Origin of the sequence: Sphingobacterium sp. UBA7625, assembly GCF_002484085.1 — a bacterium.
Classification (GTDB): domain Bacteria; phylum Bacteroidota; class Bacteroidia; order Sphingobacteriales; family Sphingobacteriaceae; genus Sphingobacterium; species Sphingobacterium athyrii.
This window is the reverse complement of record NZ_DLJD01000021.1, coordinates 109,002-125,919: the sequence shown is the minus strand read 5'-3', so window position 1 is coordinate 125,919 and position 16,918 is coordinate 109,002. Positions and strand designations below refer to the sequence as shown.

Annotated in this window: 14 protein-coding genes; 7 read left to right on the top strand and 7 right to left on the bottom strand. The window is 38.5% G+C overall.

The window, feature by feature from the left end:
* Positions 1 to 81: 81 nt before the first annotated feature.
* Positions 82 to 2,784, top strand: coding sequence for a DNA ligase D (gene ligD, locus B4G94_RS07975; protein WP_286858159.1), 2,703 nt, complete (start codon positions 82 to 84; stop codon positions 2,782 to 2,784).
* Positions 2,785 to 3,065: 281 nt separating this feature from the next.
* On the opposite strand, the gene B4G94_RS07970 is transcribed toward ligD, so the two are convergent.
* Together B4G94_RS07970 and B4G94_RS07965 are read right to left on the bottom strand one after the other, a co-directional pair.
* The gene (locus B4G94_RS07970; RefSeq protein WP_286858157.1) at positions 3,066 to 3,761 is read right to left on the bottom strand and encodes a type 1 glutamine amidotransferase domain-containing protein; all 696 of its coding nucleotides are present in this window, start codon (positions 3,759 to 3,761) and stop codon (positions 3,066 to 3,068) included.
* A gap of 115 nt (positions 3,762 to 3,876) precedes the next feature.
* Complete coding sequence (locus tag B4G94_RS07965) at positions 3,877 to 4,452, bottom strand: Crp/Fnr family transcriptional regulator (RefSeq protein WP_108632459.1); 576 nt, start codon at positions 4,450 to 4,452, stop codon at positions 3,877 to 3,879.
* 737 nt (positions 4,453 to 5,189) lie between these two features.
* Here B4G94_RS07965 and B4G94_RS07960 point away from each other — a divergent pair.
* From B4G94_RS07960 to B4G94_RS07950, 3 genes are all read left to right on the top strand, one after another.
* Positions 5,190 to 6,533, top strand: a complete 1,344-nt coding sequence (locus B4G94_RS07960; protein ID WP_286858156.1) for a MutS-related protein — start codon at positions 5,190 to 5,192, stop codon at positions 6,531 to 6,533.
* A 462-nt stretch (positions 6,534 to 6,995) separates the two neighbouring features.
* Complete coding sequence (locus B4G94_RS07955; protein WP_286858155.1) at positions 6,996 to 7,184, top strand: hypothetical protein; 189 nt, start codon at positions 6,996 to 6,998, stop codon at positions 7,182 to 7,184.
* Between the two features lie 507 nt (positions 7,185 to 7,691).
* Positions 7,692 to 8,690 (top strand): hypothetical protein, encoded by a 999-nt coding sequence (locus B4G94_RS07950; RefSeq protein ID WP_108632444.1) that lies wholly within the window; start codon positions 7,692 to 7,694, stop codon positions 8,688 to 8,690.
* A 53-nt stretch (positions 8,691 to 8,743) separates the two neighbouring features.
* Here B4G94_RS07950 and B4G94_RS07945 read toward each other — a convergent pair whose 3' ends face one another.
* Both B4G94_RS07945 and B4G94_RS07940 read right to left on the bottom strand, forming a co-directional pair.
* Positions 8,744 to 8,866 (bottom strand): hypothetical protein, encoded by a 123-nt coding sequence (locus B4G94_RS07945; RefSeq protein ID WP_277603203.1) that lies wholly within the window; start codon positions 8,864 to 8,866, stop codon positions 8,744 to 8,746.
* Positions 8,867 to 9,085: 219 nt separating this feature from the next.
* Complete coding sequence (locus tag B4G94_RS07940) at positions 9,086 to 10,342, bottom strand: DoxX family protein (protein ID WP_286858152.1); 1,257 nt, start codon at positions 10,340 to 10,342, stop codon at positions 9,086 to 9,088.
* Positions 10,343 to 10,464: 122 nt separating this feature from the next.
* Here B4G94_RS07940 and B4G94_RS07935 point away from each other — a divergent pair, with 122 nt between their 5' ends.
* The 3 genes from B4G94_RS07935 (at position 10,465) to B4G94_RS07925 (ending at position 12,346) form a co-directional block, all read left to right on the top strand.
* The gene (locus tag B4G94_RS07935; protein ID WP_286858150.1) at positions 10,465 to 11,031 is read left to right on the top strand and encodes a Crp/Fnr family transcriptional regulator; all 567 of its coding nucleotides are present in this window, start codon (positions 10,465 to 10,467) and stop codon (positions 11,029 to 11,031) included.
* A gap of 54 nt (positions 11,032 to 11,085) precedes the next feature.
* A complete protein-coding gene (locus B4G94_RS07930; RefSeq protein ID WP_286858149.1) occupies positions 11,086 to 11,535 on the top strand; it encodes a DoxX family protein in 450 nt (149 codons plus the stop codon).
* Between the two features lie 100 nt (positions 11,536 to 11,635).
* Entirely contained in the window at positions 11,636 to 12,346 is a 711-nt protein-coding gene (locus B4G94_RS07925; RefSeq protein ID WP_286858148.1) for an HAD-IA family hydrolase, read from the top strand.
* Between the two features lie 91 nt (positions 12,347 to 12,437).
* Here the strand turns inward: B4G94_RS07925 and B4G94_RS07920 are convergent, their stop codons facing one another.
* The 3 genes from B4G94_RS07920 to B4G94_RS07910 all read right to left on the bottom strand — a co-directional run bounded on the left by B4G94_RS07920 (position 12,438) and on the right by B4G94_RS07910 (position 16,846).
* Complete coding sequence (locus B4G94_RS07920) at positions 12,438 to 14,966, bottom strand: TonB-dependent receptor domain-containing protein (RefSeq protein WP_286858147.1); 2,529 nt, start codon at positions 14,964 to 14,966, stop codon at positions 12,438 to 12,440.
* 160 nt (positions 14,967 to 15,126) lie between these two features.
* Positions 15,127 to 15,816: a LytR/AlgR family response regulator transcription factor gene (locus B4G94_RS07915; protein ID WP_286858146.1), complete on the bottom strand. Its 690-nt coding sequence runs from the start codon at positions 15,814 to 15,816 to the stop codon at positions 15,127 to 15,129.
* On the bottom strand, positions 15,806 to 16,846 hold the full coding sequence (locus B4G94_RS07910) for a sensor histidine kinase (protein WP_108632438.1): 1,041 nt from the start codon (positions 16,844 to 16,846) through the stop codon (positions 15,806 to 15,808). Before B4G94_RS07910 ends, B4G94_RS07915 begins: the two co-directional genes overlap by 11 nt.
* Positions 16,847 to 16,918 lie beyond the last annotated feature (72 nt).

The window sequence follows — 16,918 nt, the reverse complement described above, 5'->3', positions numbered from 1 at the left end:
AAATATATTTTGTTTATTTAAACCTTTTTAGTTGCAGCATTGTGTTATGATTAACATTATTTATCATTAACGAATAGTGCTATGGGATTAACGAAATATAGAAACAAACGCACTGCCGAAAAAACACCGGAACCCTTTGGCGGAAAGCCAAACGGCAAGGAACTGAGATTTGTCGTACAGAAACATGATGCCTCTCATTTGCATTATGATTTCCGTTTGGAGATGGATGGAGTGCTGAAAAGCTGGGCAGTGCCAAAAGGGCCTTCGCTGGATCCAACGATCAAGCGACTTGCTATGATGGTTGAAGATCATCCCTATGATTACCGAAATTTCGAGGGAATTATACCTAAAGGTCAATACGGTGGCGGAACTGTGATCGTTTGGGATCAAGGAACATATGAGTCCGTAGAAGGTGCAAAGGATGATATCGCCACTATGGACAAAAGTCTCAGACACCAGCTCTATTCCGGAAAACTAAAATTCAGGCTTCATGGAAAAAAGCTGAAAGGAGAGTTTGCGCTGGTCAAGGCTCATGGAAGGGGGGATAACGGCTGGTTGCTGATGAAACTTGAGGATAAATATTCCAGCGATCAGGATATCACAAAAAAAGATAAATCCGTTATCTCCGGTAAGACCATCGCACAGATGGAAAAATCACCAGATAAGGTATATGGGAAAAGCATTGTTAAAAAAGATAGCACACTAAAAGATAAACACAGTACAACAAAAAAAGCTGCTGAAATGATTAGCGAACAGCTTGAAGCAAAGCCTGGAGCACAATTAGAAACTCAGGCGGTGCCAGATAAACTGTTGGAAAAATCTCCCAGGCAAGCCTTTTATAGTCATATTGAACCTATGCTTGCAACCTTGGTTGATAAACCTTTTGACAATGGTGACTGGGTTTATGAAGTGAAATGGGACGGTTATCGGGCAGTTGCTTTTATGCATAAAGGGGACGTGGAATTGAAGTCTAGAAATGACAAGAGTTTCAATGAAAAGTTTTACCCTATTTACGATCAGCTCAAGGAAATAAAACTCAATGCGATTATGGATGGGGAAGTGGTTGTATTGGACAAAAATGGTGTTGCAAATTTCGGAGGTCTGCAGAATTGGCGCAGTGAAGCCGATGGTGATCTTGTCTATTATGTATTTGATATCTTATGGTATGAGGGTAAAGATTTAAAGAACCTATCTCTTCTCGAAAGAAAAGCCATTTTAAAAACAGTACTTCCGCAAAGCGAACAAATTCTTTTCAGTGAGCATTTTGATACTTCCGGAGCCGACTTTCTTAAGGAGGCGAAAAAGTTAGGCTTGGAAGGGATTATGGCTAAGCGAAAATATAGTAGCTATCACGTGAATAATCGCTCACATGACTGGTTAAAAATTAAAGCCAATAAGCGTCAGGAAGTTGTTATTGGTGGTTATACCCTAAACGATGATTCAGGTAAGTTATTTAGTAGCCTGCTTGTAGGCATATACGAAGAGAAAAAACTCATTTATACCGGAAAGGTTGGTACCGGTTTCAATGCTAAGATGCAAAAAGAAATGATGACATTATTTAAGCCATTGATCATAGAAAAGACACCTTTTGCAGAAGAGCCTAATGTCAATAAACCTTCGCGCTTCCGTCCCAATCCACCACACGCATCGGTGACTTGGTTGCGACCGGAACTCGTATGTGAGGTTAGTTTTACGGAAATAACGAACGATGGCGTTATGCGACATCCTTCGTTTGTTGGTATGCGGGAAGATAAAAATCCAAAGAAAATAATGCTCGAAAAGGAAGAGCCAGTACAACAGATTGTTGAAGATAAAACGAATCATATGGTTAAATCGCGTATGGCTGGAGGACGCAAGACTTTGTTAAATCCAACAGAGAAAACCCAAGTAAAAAAAATCAATAAGCAGGAGCTCAAGTTTACCAATCTTGACAAGATTTTTTGGCCAAAGGAAAAGATCACCAAAGGCGACCTTATCAATTATTATTACCAGGTTGCCCCCTTTATCTTACCATACCTAAAAGGTAGGCCGCAAAGCATGAACCGATTCCCAAATGGTATCAATGGAGAGGGGTTCTATTTCAAAGATGTTACCGATACCGCACCGGATTGGGCCGAACTTTATTTGTATCAAAGTGAGGCGGATAATCGAGATCGACATTATTTAGTCGGAAAGGATGAGGCAACGTTATTGTATATGGCCAATTTAGGTTGTATCGAAATGAATCCATGGAATAGCACGATAAAAAAACCGGATCATCCAACCTACTGTATCATTGATCTTGATCCAAATAAAAACTCTTTCGATCAGGTGATCGAAGCAGCTCAGGTAACCAAGCAGATTCTGGACAGTATGGGCGTTCCCAGTTATTGCAAGACTAGTGGCTCGACGGGGCTCCACATTTATATCCCTTTGGGAAACAAATACACGTATGATCAGGCTAAAGAATTTGCCCGCATCATCGTTACGTTGGTACATGCTGAAATTCCAGCCTATACTAGTCTCGAACGCACGGTACGTGACCGAAAAGGGAAAATGTACCTGGATTTTCTTCAAAATAGACCTCATGCGACCATTGCGTCTGTCTATTCGGTCAGACCCAAACCCGGCGCTACCATATCCATGCCGCTTCACTGGGATGAGGTGAAGAAGGGCTTAAAAATGACCGATTTTACTATTTTTAATGCAATGGAACGGATAACTAGTATGGGTGATATTTTTAAACCCGTATTAGGCAAGGGAATCGATCTCAAGAAGATCATCGGTGCCTATTCTGCGAAATAACCATATTTTCATTAAAGTATATCAGATCGAAAAAGCAAAGGTGTATTGGAAACAGGCCGCCGACCTCGGGAATAATACAAGCGCAAATAACCTTCAGGAACTGGAAACGAAACTAATTAAATAATGATATAAGTCATTCGGAGAAAGTTAGCAAAAATCCCATTTTTATCGTTCTCAATATATAAAAATGGGATTTTATTCTGGTGTTATTGGTATCGTTTATTACCTAGCGTATCGTTGTCTATTTCAGAACGGAAAACGCTATTTTAATTGATAGCGCCTTATTGTTCCAGCAGAGCCAATAGTTCCCTTGCAGTCTCTTCCGACGAGCCGGGATTTTGACCGGTGATCAGCTTGCCGTCTTTGATCACATGACTGCTCCAATCTGCACCTTTACTGTATTTTCCGCCAAGCTTGACCAGTTCATCCTCAACCAGGAAAGGGACGACGTTTGTCAATTGTACAGCTTCTTCTTCGGAATTGGAAAAGCCTGTCACCCTCTTACCCTGTACCAGTGGACTACCATCGGTATTCTTAACAAATCGAAAAACACCTGGCGCGTGGCATACAGCGGCTACAGGTTTATTGTGTTTCCAGAATGATTCAATCAATGCAATAGAAGTCTTGTCATTTGCAAGGTCCCAGAGCGGGCCATGGCCCCCCGGATAGAAAATTGCGTCGTAATCTTGCTCATTCACCGCTGTTAGGACAATGCTGTTTGCCAATTTGTTCTGAAGTTCCATATCTGCATCAAAACGTTTTGTTGCTGCTGTCTGAAAATCAGGCATCGCGCTTTTGGGATCAATAGGTGGTTGTCCACCCTTGGGTGAAGCAATTGTGATAGTAACTCCTGCGTCGGCCATAACATAGTAGGGAGCTGCAAACTCTTCCACCCAAAAACCTGTTTTAGCTCCTGTATCTCCCAGTTGGTCATGTGAAGTCAAAACGACCAATACCTTTAAGTTCTCTTTTTTCATCTTTTAAAAATTTAATTGTTTAAATGATAACACAAAGTAGGGCATAATTCATTAGACCCCTATGTGATGTACATCACATTTTAAAGAATGGTTTGTTTTGGTGATATAGATCACATTATTTACTGTGATAGAGCCGGCTGAGCGTCTCACGGGAAACCCCAAGATAGGCTGCAATCAAATGTTTTGGAACAAGATTGTACAATTCCGGATATTGCAGCATCAATTCCTCATAACGGCTACGGGCATCATTGTTGAGTAGGGATAGAATTCGCTTTTGTAAACCGATATACCCCTTATTCGAACGCCATCGTAAAAATGTCTCCACTTCATGAATTTCCTTGCATACACGTTCACGGTCCTCAGCAAGTAGACAAAGCGTATCTGCATCGCTTACACAATCTAGGTTGACAGTTGCTTTCATATAGTTGTGTAAGGCATTATAATCGGATGCCCACCAAGTTTGTGTGGCAAACTGTAGAATATGCATTTTTTGTTCAGCATTGACAACAAAAGTTTTTAGGCAGCCATTGAGGACAAAATATTCGCATTCCACCGTATCGCCAATATTGATAATCGATTGTTTCTTTTTAAAGGATACCGGTTTGAAAAAAGAAAAGAAATAATCAAATTGTTCATCATTTAAATGGACGGTTTTATTGATATGTTGCCTGAGAATTTCGCGACCGGTCATAGCTTACAGTTATTTAATGGACTAAAATTAAGCAAAATCTCCTAATCTCAGAGCCGTGTATCTTCTTTTGGGAGCGCCTATATATTTTTGATTATTCACTGGATAGGAAGGATGGAATAGCGTCGTAGTATACGTCTTATTACCAAGTTAATACCATTTTCGAAATTAAAAGTGAAATAACACTACTTTTATACTGTATTAATAGGGAGTTAGCAGGGAATTACCCCTGCTAAACCCCTGTTAACCCCCTGTTATATCCCTGTAATTACGATGTTACTATCGGATTTGGGATTAATTAGGCCCGAGCTTGTGTACCGGATAAAGAAGATTATGTTGTTTGTCTAAATCAATGTTTAACCGGTTTAGCTGAAGTTGAAAATCTATTTTTTTACTTTTTATTTTGTTTATACAAAGTTTTTTTCTACTTTAGTGTTGCCCATCACGGGCACTTTTCATAAAATAGGTTAATAATATGGCTAAAACACCCGGAGTACCCCATGCTATCGGGTGTTTTTTTTGTTAAGATTTTTATTTTTATTTTCTGTATCCATTCCGTGTAAGTCCTTTTTATTTTTTAAATAATTTTAAAAGATGACTTTCGTCATTGAGCTGTAATTCATGGACGATTAAAGAAGTATAACATAACTATTCTGATACAGTATTGTGAATGGTATTGATTTTAAGTAAGTTTAGGAATATGGTAAAAAAAGCTACTATGGAGCACTTCCTTAAGAAATATGTTGATTATTGACAAGCAAACCCTGGCAGACCTAAATGTTACGAACAGTCAATGTAAAGATTTGTTTGATCTATTCGATTGTACGATTACATTGGGCGGGCGGGATACGCTGTATTCCTATTTTCTCGAGCCTCTTTCAGCTAAATCTGAAATACTGGATAGGCAGTGGATTATCGGTTTTATGCAAGAAGTAGATATCACGGATATTTTGGACAAGTATATGATGCAGGACCTGGAACAATATTTATCTTTACCACTGGAACCGTATTCGCCAACCAAAACCTCCTATTATTTAGAGCTTGTCTCCGCAAATTTTCTTTCGGCGGATTTTAAGAAACGTGATTTATTAATTAGACGCTCTATTCATGAAATAGCTAAAATAATAGACTATCTCAACGTATTTTTTGGCACTGTTAACTCCCAGTATTCTACCAGAGGTGTTATTGTCGATTATTGTAATAAAATTGATCGCGTATTGGAAGACATTGATCTGGGAGAGTTTGAAAAATTGCTTCAAAATAAACTTACACTGGAACTGATGATTAAATACGATTATCTTTTTAGGAATATCAAACGGAATGCGATACGTGAAGTCTTTACTGTTTTGTATCAGCTGGATGCTTTGAATGGTGTGGCACAATGTACCAAAGGAAAGCATCTTGTATTTCCCGGAATAGAGGATCATGACCCAGGTTCGGATATGATTCGGATCAGGGGTGGATATAATCTCTTTTTGGAAAATCCGGTCAAGAATGATATTGAAATAAAAAGCAGTGGTAACTTATGGTACCTTACTGGCGCGAATATGACGGGCAAATCGACATTATTAAAAACAATAGGTACCTGCGTGTATCTGGCACATCTAGGGTTTCCAGTTCCCGCAGACGCGATGGAAACTGTACTCTTTGATGGCATATCGGCCACAATAAATCTAGGGGATAATAACAGTGCCGGTGCCAGCCATTTTTTTAATGAGGTACTTCGCGTAAAACACTTAGCTGAATTATTGGCAGAGGGCAAAAAAATGTTTGTGCTGATGGATGAGCTATTTAAGGGGACAAATCATAATGATGCCAGTGAGGCGACGTTAGAACTCATCAGCTGCCTTCGCGGATTTGACAATAGCATATTCTTGCTATCGTCTCATATAACCGAAATTTCTTCTTCTCTGAAGGGAAAAGGCGCAGTAATGAAACATTTGGGAGTGAAACTGGACAAACATAAAGGGCTTATCTTTACCTATGAACTTTCAGACGGTGTGGCTGAAGATAAGCTGGGAATGTGGCTTTTGCAGAGAGAATGTGTATTTGAAATTTTACGGAAAGCCAAATCACGGTATTAATCTTATCCACGGATAAACCTTTACGCGATCTGACGGTATTGCGGATACTGATAAAGTCTCTTTCGGCATCTGAACTAGCATAATTACCCTTTCTTTTTAGTTGTTTTTAGTGCTTTTTAGTGTGTTCAAATCAACGGGAAAAGATACCGTTAAATTTGATTTCTTGTTTCTTACAGATTTTAACACTGATACCTCTACTGTCAGATTTAATGACAGCATCAGAAATAAAATTGGCTACTTCTTGTTGAATGACTTCATGGTTTTAATGCTAAATTGATTTGAAAATAAGTAATATGTTTGCTTTATTTAATCAATTGGTTATAATTTACAAGTCTTTATTATCGTTAAAAATGACGAATCATAAATCATCTAAGACGAATCGTAAACGGACGGAAATTGGGGGAAAGAAACTCTTTTTTTTGCATCAAAAATTGTTGTAGCTGTATCCCATGTGTCAATATTATGGAAATTATTAAAGCATTTATCACTTATTTGGTTATTTATGCCATTACTTATTATGGTATTATATATTTACTTTCCGATCACTTTTTGGTCATTACGCTAAACATTGGAATTTCTGCGTTGACTGCGACATCCATTACTGCTTTATTGTCAACCAATCTTTTAAAAAGAAATAAAAATGAAGCATAAAGTTCTATTGTTTGAATTCAGAAAAAGTTATCTAAGTAGCTGATAAGCCAGTTGTTGGTCAACTATCCCTTAATGGTTTTCAAAGGTCAGCGATCATCTGCAGACATAGGGTATTTACGAATCGTAAATCACAAAGACGGATTGTAAATAGATGGTATACAGGCGAAATAGACTTGATATATTTGAAATAGGAGATCAACACGTTACTGGCAACGGTATAGCTGTTTTTCATTAGGTTAGAAGAAAGCCGTTCGGAATTCCCCGTTTCAGCGGCTTTCGCTTTTTAAGAATTTTCGACTTTGATGATTACTTCTATCTTCTGATGGTGGCACAAGATGCTGTCCCCGTGCTTGTGGAGATGTTTTTTTTATTCATTTGTTATTCTGATTTTTATATAGGTTAGAACAGTATTTTTCTATATCTTTGATAGAGAACCAAAAGCCTTTAGCCTTGCCGCTGTTAGTACGGAAATATTTTGACTTTTGGAGAACGGGTAATTTTTGAATCATGAAATATTTTTTTGTACTGTTGCTCGGTTTGTTTTTATTGTCAAGTTGTGACAAGGAGGAAGTTGATCATGATTCCATGGAGATCGATGGTAGTACATTTGCAAACAAAAATCAATTTATTAGTCGTTCTGTTGGTTTTTCGGTAAACCAGCTCTATGTGGACCAAACCGTAGACAAAAATTTTTATTTGGGAACGGTGTGGGGACTGAAAGATACCATGCCTACCGTTGGATTAACTCCCTTGCGCAGTCATTATAAGCCGTTTAAAATCACATTAGTGCCCACAACTCCTGTTATTCCAAGTGTGAAGATCGTACCTACGTTCGAAGGTATTCGTTCTTATGCCCGAAAAAATAAAAGTTCAGAACCCGCTATGTCGGGGTTTTCTGTGACAGATTTCTTTGATTATGAGTCGATTCGCTATCATCTCAATAATAGTCCTGACGTAGACAGTGTCTTAAAGCTTGTGGAACACCATGATTCAACCACAATTAAAAGAGCATATAGCTGTTTGATGCGTAGTGAAAATATCTCGTTTTCATTAATGGCACAACTCAATGAATTTTCGTCTGCCTTTCGAAGTAAGGATGTCGTTCAGCTAATGCAGGATGGGTTTAATCCCTATTATATGAATGTTGTGAATTACGGTACTCATGTGATTATGATGGGGGAGAGTGATTTTCCGCGAATTGATTTTAAAAACGCACTCGATAAATTGCTGAGCGGTCAACCATTGACTGAAAAGGAGGAAACGATCCTAAACGCTTCGGATCTGTTGATTTATTTACGCGGGGGCAAAAAAGAAAGCTTTATCAAACGTGGAAACGGTCTAGAAGGAATAGTAAAATTGGTAAAGGAATTTAAAAAAGAGTTTGAAAAGCAAAGTAATTCATTTGATTTTCCCATAAGCTATTCACTTCGGAGTCTTGATGATTTTTCACTTTTGAAGTTTTGGTATTCCTATGATTTTCTTGTTCGCGAGGAAAAGAGTAATTGAATGCACTAGGGATGGTTTGTCGCTTTTTTCTTGCAATCTTAAACTGAATTTGTTTAAATTGCCTTACGAATTGTGACATAACCAGCTCTTCTGGTCAGATAAAGGTGTTGGTTCCAGGCGTCGACCCAATCTTGGGCAAGAGCTATTGGCTGATAAAAATCACTTGCTGTATCCATGCTGTATTAAAAAAAATGTATACGAATTGTATTTGACTAGTTTATTAAATTGTTAAAGCAATATACATAATTTAACTGTTTTTATTACCGGGGCGGATGGGGCATTCGCGTTGAGCCTCCCTATTGCCCGGACTGCCAATTTGAACAAACGTTTGCGTTTTGATCAAAGTTGACAATATTGATAATTTTCGTACAAAAGCCTTCCGATTGAAGAGCTGTCTATCGGCTGTTTGGATATTCCTGTATCCAATGAAAAGAATGTTTTTTTAATTCCAATTGTTTGGGATCCTGTTTGATAAGCTTAATTTTTTCCATACTGTTTTCAACAGTCTTCGTTAATAAGATATTTCCATTTTGATCGATTGCATAATCGTATTGATAACTGTTCAATGTGAGTTTATGTTTTTGGGAATCAATTGAGATCGGTAAGGTCTGTGGATTGTAGTCTATATCACGGACAAAAGCATGATCGTTGTCATGCTGAAAAATAATCTGTCGCCATTCTTTTGGGATGGTTTTGATATTCTCATCATTTTTTTCAAAATGGTAGATTCCGTAGAGCGGTGATTTTTTATAGTAGGCATTCATCTGCTCCAGGGTTTTAAAAATTCCAATTACCTGTTGTACGCCAAAGACGGTAAGTAATAGTATTTTGACGATGACAAGTCCTTTTCTCTTCCAGGCTTTATTGAATCTTGGTTGTTGAATCGTGGTCAACTGTGCTGGTCGTCCTTTTATAAAGATGGAAAACAGTGTCTGAACGAAAGGAAGCAACAAAAACAGTGAAAGTAAAAATAGTGCGGTCGAAACCATCTTGACAGGGACATCGTAAAAATAATTGATGGACATGATGTTGATGCTGGTAACAATGGTGACCAAAGCTCCCAATACAACCATTTTTCTGAATAGAAGCAGTCCCGACAATATTTCTGCTATGCCAATGAGGATATTGTAGCCTTTAGAAAAACCGATAAATGTCCAGGCCAATCCCATTGGAGTGTATTCGCCCAAGGGCTGCATGAGCTGTACCAGCGAGGGCGGTTGCATCTGCAAATGCATTACTTTGAATACTCCATAGTTTATCAACATGAGTGCAATATAGTAACGTATTGCTGTGGTCAGCCAATAATATAAAGTTTCATAGTTTGGTCGCTTTGCATCAAACAGAGACCAGATAATTGTACCTGCCGAAGCAATTATGAGGAGGAGAAGTAATGATATCCAGCCATAGGAAGTGTCTCCACTGCCATTGATAAAAATCGTATAATCGTAATGATACCGTAAAATGGTTTTCGCAAACCAGGGAGTAAGCCAATGCATAAGGTCGGTTAGCGGTTTGCTGATGTACCCGAAAATCGGAAAGGCGCCATTATTGAATACAAATAGGAATGAAAAAATGAAAATAAATGAAAATCGGAAGATGAATTTCTTTGATGGGGACCATATTTTGATACTGCTGTCTGGCATAGAAGTCATTATGAAAGTTTATAGTGATTAATTTAATATTTATCCATGAAATTAAGTGCTTAAATAATTAATAAGTTTACGTTTTTTATGTTTGACCAGAAGTTCTTATCTTGTTTTGAAGTATGGATAGCATGGATAAAATCAAAGCGTATTTCGATTCGATTATTACGATGGAGACGGAGGACTGGGATATTTTTTCGTCGATGCTTACCAAAGCAGTTTTTCCGAAAAGATCACTGATTCTGGAAATAGGTAAAACAGAGCGATACCTGTCTTTTATTGAAAGAGGTATTATTCGGTTCAATATTCCAAAATTAGATTATGATTTTACATTTGGTTTTGCATTTGAAAACTCTTTTGTGAGCGCTTATGATTCATTTCTTACCCAGACACCATCGTCCTATAATCTTGAAGCGATTACAGATTGTGTCTTGTGGCGGATATCTTATGCTGATTTGAATACCGTGTATAAAACGACACAGGTGGGAAATTTTATCGGTCGTAAGGCAATCGAAGATATATTTTTGAAGAGAATGAAACGCGAATTCACCCTTCTTGAAGATTCAGCCAAGACAAGGTATCTCAATCTGATGCGAGAACAGCCTGAGCTGATTAAAAATATTCCTTTAAAATATCTTGCATCATATATCGGAATCAGACCTCAGTCACTGAGTAGGATCCGGAAGGAAATTTCTTAACAATTGTTCATTGATAGGGAACAGGAAGGCCTATAGCTTTGAATAAAAAAGATTATGAAACCACTTTTTGTTTTACTTATTGTTTTTATCATTGGCAACTTGGTTATACGACAATACAGAGGCTATATGGATTACCATCTGGCAGGGAAGATCGCTTTAGCTGCAACTTTATTGTTCACCTCACTGGGACACCTAATCTACACAAAAGGTATGATGCTGATGCTTCCTGATTTTATTCCATTGAAAAAAGAAATGATCTATTTGACCGGATTATTGGAAGTCATGGCCGCTTTCGGTTTATTTGTACCCTCCCTAAGCCGTCTCACGGGTATACTGTTGATTGTCTTTTTTATCCTTATACTACCGACAAATATATTCGCCAGTATAAGGCACTTAAATTATGAAACGGCAACGTATGATGGGAAAGGTACCGGATATCTGTGGTTTCGGATCCCATTTCAGGTATTTTTGATTTGCTGGACTTATTATTTTGTACTGTGTTAACTTGCGTCTTCTTAACTTAAATATAGCAATAAGTTAACATTTAAAAGTTTAGTGTTATTTAACATTTTTTTATTTTTGCTAAACATTTAATAGTAAATAGATGAGAGAAGCGATCAAGATGGTGGTATTTGACATGGCAGGTACTACCGTAAATGAGAATAATATAGTTTATAAGACACTTCGCCATGCGATTAATGAAATCGGTGGTTATGAACTTCCACTGACGGAGGTATTGGAGCATGGAGCGGGGAAAGAAAAATTACAGGCCATTAAGACCGTCTTAAAAAAATGTGTGAACGTGGAAGACGAGGAGCTGGCCGAGAAGATATTCCAATCATTTTTACAAGCACTTGAGAAAGCTTATGAGGTGGAAGATATTTATCCGAATTCAAACGCCAATGAACTTTTTGCGGTTTTGAAGGACATGGATATACTTAGGGTGTTGAATACGGGGTATGACCGAAAAACAGCAGAATCTCTTCTGAAAAAGCTTAACTGGGTTGTCGGACGGGATATTGATGCATTGATTACGGCATCCGATGTACCTAAAAATAGACCTTATCCAGATATGATTGATCTTGCAAGAGCCAATTTTTCAATTTCAGATCCCACAACTGTTGTGAAAATAGGGGATTCAATTATTGATATTCAGGAAGGTCAGAATGCTGGTTGTGCTTTAAGTATTGGTATTACGACAGGAGCTCACCACGCTGATCAGCTAAAGTCAGCCAATCCGGATTATATCATAGATGATTTATTGGAAATTGTACCGATTATAAAGAAATACAATATCCCGAGTCAGGTGGTTTAATAAATAAAGATAATATAAAAAGAATTATAGCAGAAAGAGACCATCCACTTGGTCTCTTTCTGCTGTAATAGATCCATCTAAATGTGCGTATCTATTGCATCTGTATCCCTTCCATCGAATTTTGGTTTTTATTTTTCTTGAACATATTCATGTCCATTTTGCCAAAACGATAGGAAAGGTTCAATTTGACAAGCTGCGGATTGGAGAGTCGATAATAGTTTTGGTAGAAACCATCACCTGACGAGACTATGGTATTGCCGCGGGTCCTAAAAATATCGTTTACAGCCAATGTCACGGAAGCAGCCTGGTTTTTCAAGAAACTCTTCTTGATGGCAAAATCAATTCCATAAAAAGGCTTTATGTATCCCTGAGAGGAACTTTGAGCCTGATTCATTGGCGGACCAAAGGTTTGATTTTGTGTGACCGGCATATTTGTTTTCCCTTGATATTCAAAGGCGAGCTGAAGGTTCCAATTCTTTTTCAGGTTGAATGTATTATTTAATTTTCCAAATACGGTCCACATACCTTCCGATGGTGTGTTGTCATCTATTTCAATTTTTGAATTGTAGAAATTGAGGTCAGCTGTAAGGTCCCACCATTTTTTTAAATTATTGGTGTAGGTAAACTCCGCCCCATAGTTTTTGCTGGAATTTGCATTAATATAGGTATTGATGAAATCCATTTTATCGGTAATGGGATTGAGTTCCTGAGTCAGGAAACGGGTGATCAGGTTCGTGGTTTTTTTGTAGTAAACCGAAGCCAGGAAGGTGCCTTTACCGTGTGTCCGGCTATAAGACAATTCACCAGAAGTTGTAAACTCCGGAACGAGGTCCGGATTACCGCGCGTGATATTTAAGCTGTCTGTATAATCAACAAATGGAATTAACTGAAAAAAGTTAGGACGATTGACACGACGGGTGACACTCATCTGTAGCTGATCTTTCTCTGTCAGTTTCTTGCTCAGGAATAGTGAAGGAAAGAGACTGACCGGATAACTGTTGTGGAATTTTTGGTTTGTGTTGATTAATTCACCGTCATAGGTGGAATTTTCTACACGCATACCGACTTTATAAGATACCCAATCTTTGAGGTTGCCACCAAGTGAAGCATAAGCCGCATAGACTGTATTCTTGTTGTCGTAATTGGCTGACGCAGCGCTGATGTCTTTATACTCATCTTCACCGCGGGCTTTGAGACTGTTGTTATTCAGATTTTTGAGCTTGTTGATCTGCGCGCGAACCCCCGTCTCAAGTTTCATCCCATTTTTGAATGGTTTGACATAATCTGCCTGTACGGTCATGAATTTGTTGTCTCCAGAGCCATCGTTTTTTTGGATCTGTGAACCAATGATTCCCCCGTTATCAGCTAAATAATTGGTGGTGTAAGTGCCATTAGATTTGTTTGTTCCACCGAAATAATTGAAATCCGCAGTCAATTCCTCACCCTCAGTTTTGAATTTCTGAACTAGGCCTGCCTGTAAACCCCTTGGTTTGAAACTACGTTCAGATTCGGAAATTCTATTGCTATTGCCTTGCGATTCCGTTGTTATCATTGTATTTTCATTGGGGCGAAATTTACCTTCGACAAAGATTCCGGCAACAGATACCGTCGTGCGGGGACTAAGGTCATAATCTACTCCGAGCCTCCCAAAGGTGATCATTCCCTTTGTTTTACCCTCGATATCTTGTTTAACGGTAGAATTAACGTCATCAATTGTGCTTTCCCGATAACTATCGCCTTCGGTATTTGTCCGCATACGCATATTCATTCCTGTGAGGGATATGTTGAATTTGTTCTGACGCAAATTGAGACTTCCCATAAAATTGGTTCCGCCGAAACGATCTGCCCCAAGAGTAAGCATACCGTTATAACCCGTTTTTTTATTCTTTTTCAGGATAATATTTAAAATTCCGGCCATACTTCCCGAAGCATCGTATTTGGCAGAAGGATTGGTGATGATTTCGATCTTTTCGATTACATCAGCAGGTATTTGGTCTGGCGTTAGTGTTGTCGGTTTGCCATCTACAAAAATAGTCGGCGCTGCATTCCGGAGTTTGACATTCCCGTCAATATCGACTTGTACAGAAGGCATATTGCGCATGACATCAATAGCGGTACCGCCTGCTGCTACAATATTCTTTTCTACATTGTATACTTTTTTGTCGATATCCATTTCCAATAAAGCTTTACGGCCGGTAACGGTTACCTCTTCCAGCTTTCGATTATCATTCTCCAAAGTGATCGTACCGAGGTCTTTATCTAATACTTTGCCATCGGATCCATATTCGACAGTAATGTCTTTAGCGGTATAACCTACTGAGCTTATTTTTAATTTCCATTTATCTTTAGTGGAGAGCGCGGTAAAATTAAATTTCCCATTGTCGAGTGAGCTCGTGCTTTTGAACAAGATCTCCCGCTCTTTGCCCGTGGACTGATCATGGATCACCCGCAGCAGATTGACGGAAGCCTGTGCGATTGGCTTGCCCTGAAGGTCGGTCAGTTGACCGGAGAGTTTGCCTTCAGCGACGGAGAAACTACTTGGACGGCCACTTGGAGCCGTTTGGGCATGTAATGGGGCAACAGCGGTTGCCAATAGGAGTGCTGCTATAATTTTTTTCATTTTTTCTTTGCTATACGGATCAATAGCCGGTGTTGGACAAATTGACCCCAAGCAAATTTGAAAATGATTTTTATACTATGCAATCATCTGTAGACCGACGAACCAAATGTGTAGACGAATGGCCGTTATGGGATGATGTTATCTTGATTCGATGCAGCTTTCAATGGAACTGCGCCATATTTTTGACATATTTTTTGCCAATAGGTAAAGCGATTTCAGGTAATGTAAGTTTTGCTGGTGTGCAATGTTCGATTCTAGCTTTGTTAACAATAAAAGAATTGTGTATGCGTAGGAAATCGCTTGCTGGTAATAGCTTCTCCATACCACGTAAATTACTTCGGGTTAGCAGCGGGGTCTGCCGGTCAACCAAATAGATTTTTACGTAATCTTTTAAACCTTCGATGTAGCTGATTTCGTTGAGATAAATCTTTGTTTTTTTATATTCCACATGCACGATAATATGGTCTTTTTCGACAACCTGTTTGTTGCGTAGTGTCATGATATCCTCGACTTTGCGGATAGCCGTCATAAGTCGTTCTTTCGAAATAGGCTTCAAAAGGTAGTCTACTGCATTTAATTCAAATCCCTCAACAGCATATTGATGATAAGCTGTTGTAAATATAAATAGGGGTGGATCTTCAAGGTTCCGGACAAACTCTGTTCCTAATTGTTCGGGCATCTGGATGTCCAGAAAAATGAGGTCCACGGCCTGATTTTTTAGGTATTCAGCAACATCGACAGGGGCATGGAATTTCTGTAGAATTTCAATTTGGTCAAAACTCAATAGGTCATCCTCCAGCAAATTAAGCGCGAATGGTTCGTCATCAATTAGTATACATTTAATCTTCATCTGTCATTAGTCTGAGTGCAACTTCAAAGTATCCATCCGCTGTTCTTTTGATGGATAGATCGTGGCGATTGGGATAAAGCAACTGTAGTCTTCGTTTCACATTTGTTAACCCGATGCCTTCATTTGACCGATGCTCGGTATATTGCAATATTTTGTTCGTAGATTTAAATACGAGTCCACCTGGAATATCTATGAATTGAAATTGTATGTTGGGAATATTTTTACTATCCACGCCATATTTGAATGCATTTTCTACAAAATGAATAAACAATAAAGGAGGGATCATTCTGTTCTTGAGGGTACTTTCTATTTTCAGGTCAACTTCCCCCGGAATGGGAAGCCTTAATGTCTGTAAAGCAATGAAATTGCGCATATGGTCAATTTCTTTGAAAAGTTCGACCTTTGGTCCATCGACTTCATAGAGTATATAACGCAGCATTTCGGACAGTTTGACTATTGTCCCCTCGGAATCGGGGGATTGTTTGCGGATCAGCCAACGAATATTGTTGAGGGTGTTAAATAAAAAATGTGGACTGATCTGTAGTTTTAAAATAGTCAGTTCTGCGGTAGTCTTTTCTAATGCGATTTGTTTATTAAGCTCCTTTTGTCTCGCTTGTTCATTATAAAGAAAGATCATGGACGAGGTGATCATGCAAAGCGAATAGATAATTCCCGGACCGACAACAAGACGAACAAAAAGTATATTCTCCTTTTTAAAATGAGCTAATTCTCCATTGGGGTTGAAATAGACGATTGCATAATTGAGCATGACGTAGGCTACAAAGCCCAGTGCGATAAATAGGGCAAAAATCTTTCTACGACCAAAGAAATACCTCGGCGCGACAAGGTAACAATGTAGATAAAAATTGCTCGCCAGAAAGATGATATTAGCAAGATGGGATAGTGCCGAATAGATTTTAAAATCAGCGATTTTGTCAGGCTGATAGAGATAGGTAATAAAAGGCAGTAAGAGCAGAATAACCCATATCACAATATGTAAATAGAATTTTCTAAAGAATCTACTGATCATGGGACATTGTTACTTAACGCTGTGCTATTAATGGACGATAATCAAAAATATAAAAATATTTGTGATACCAGC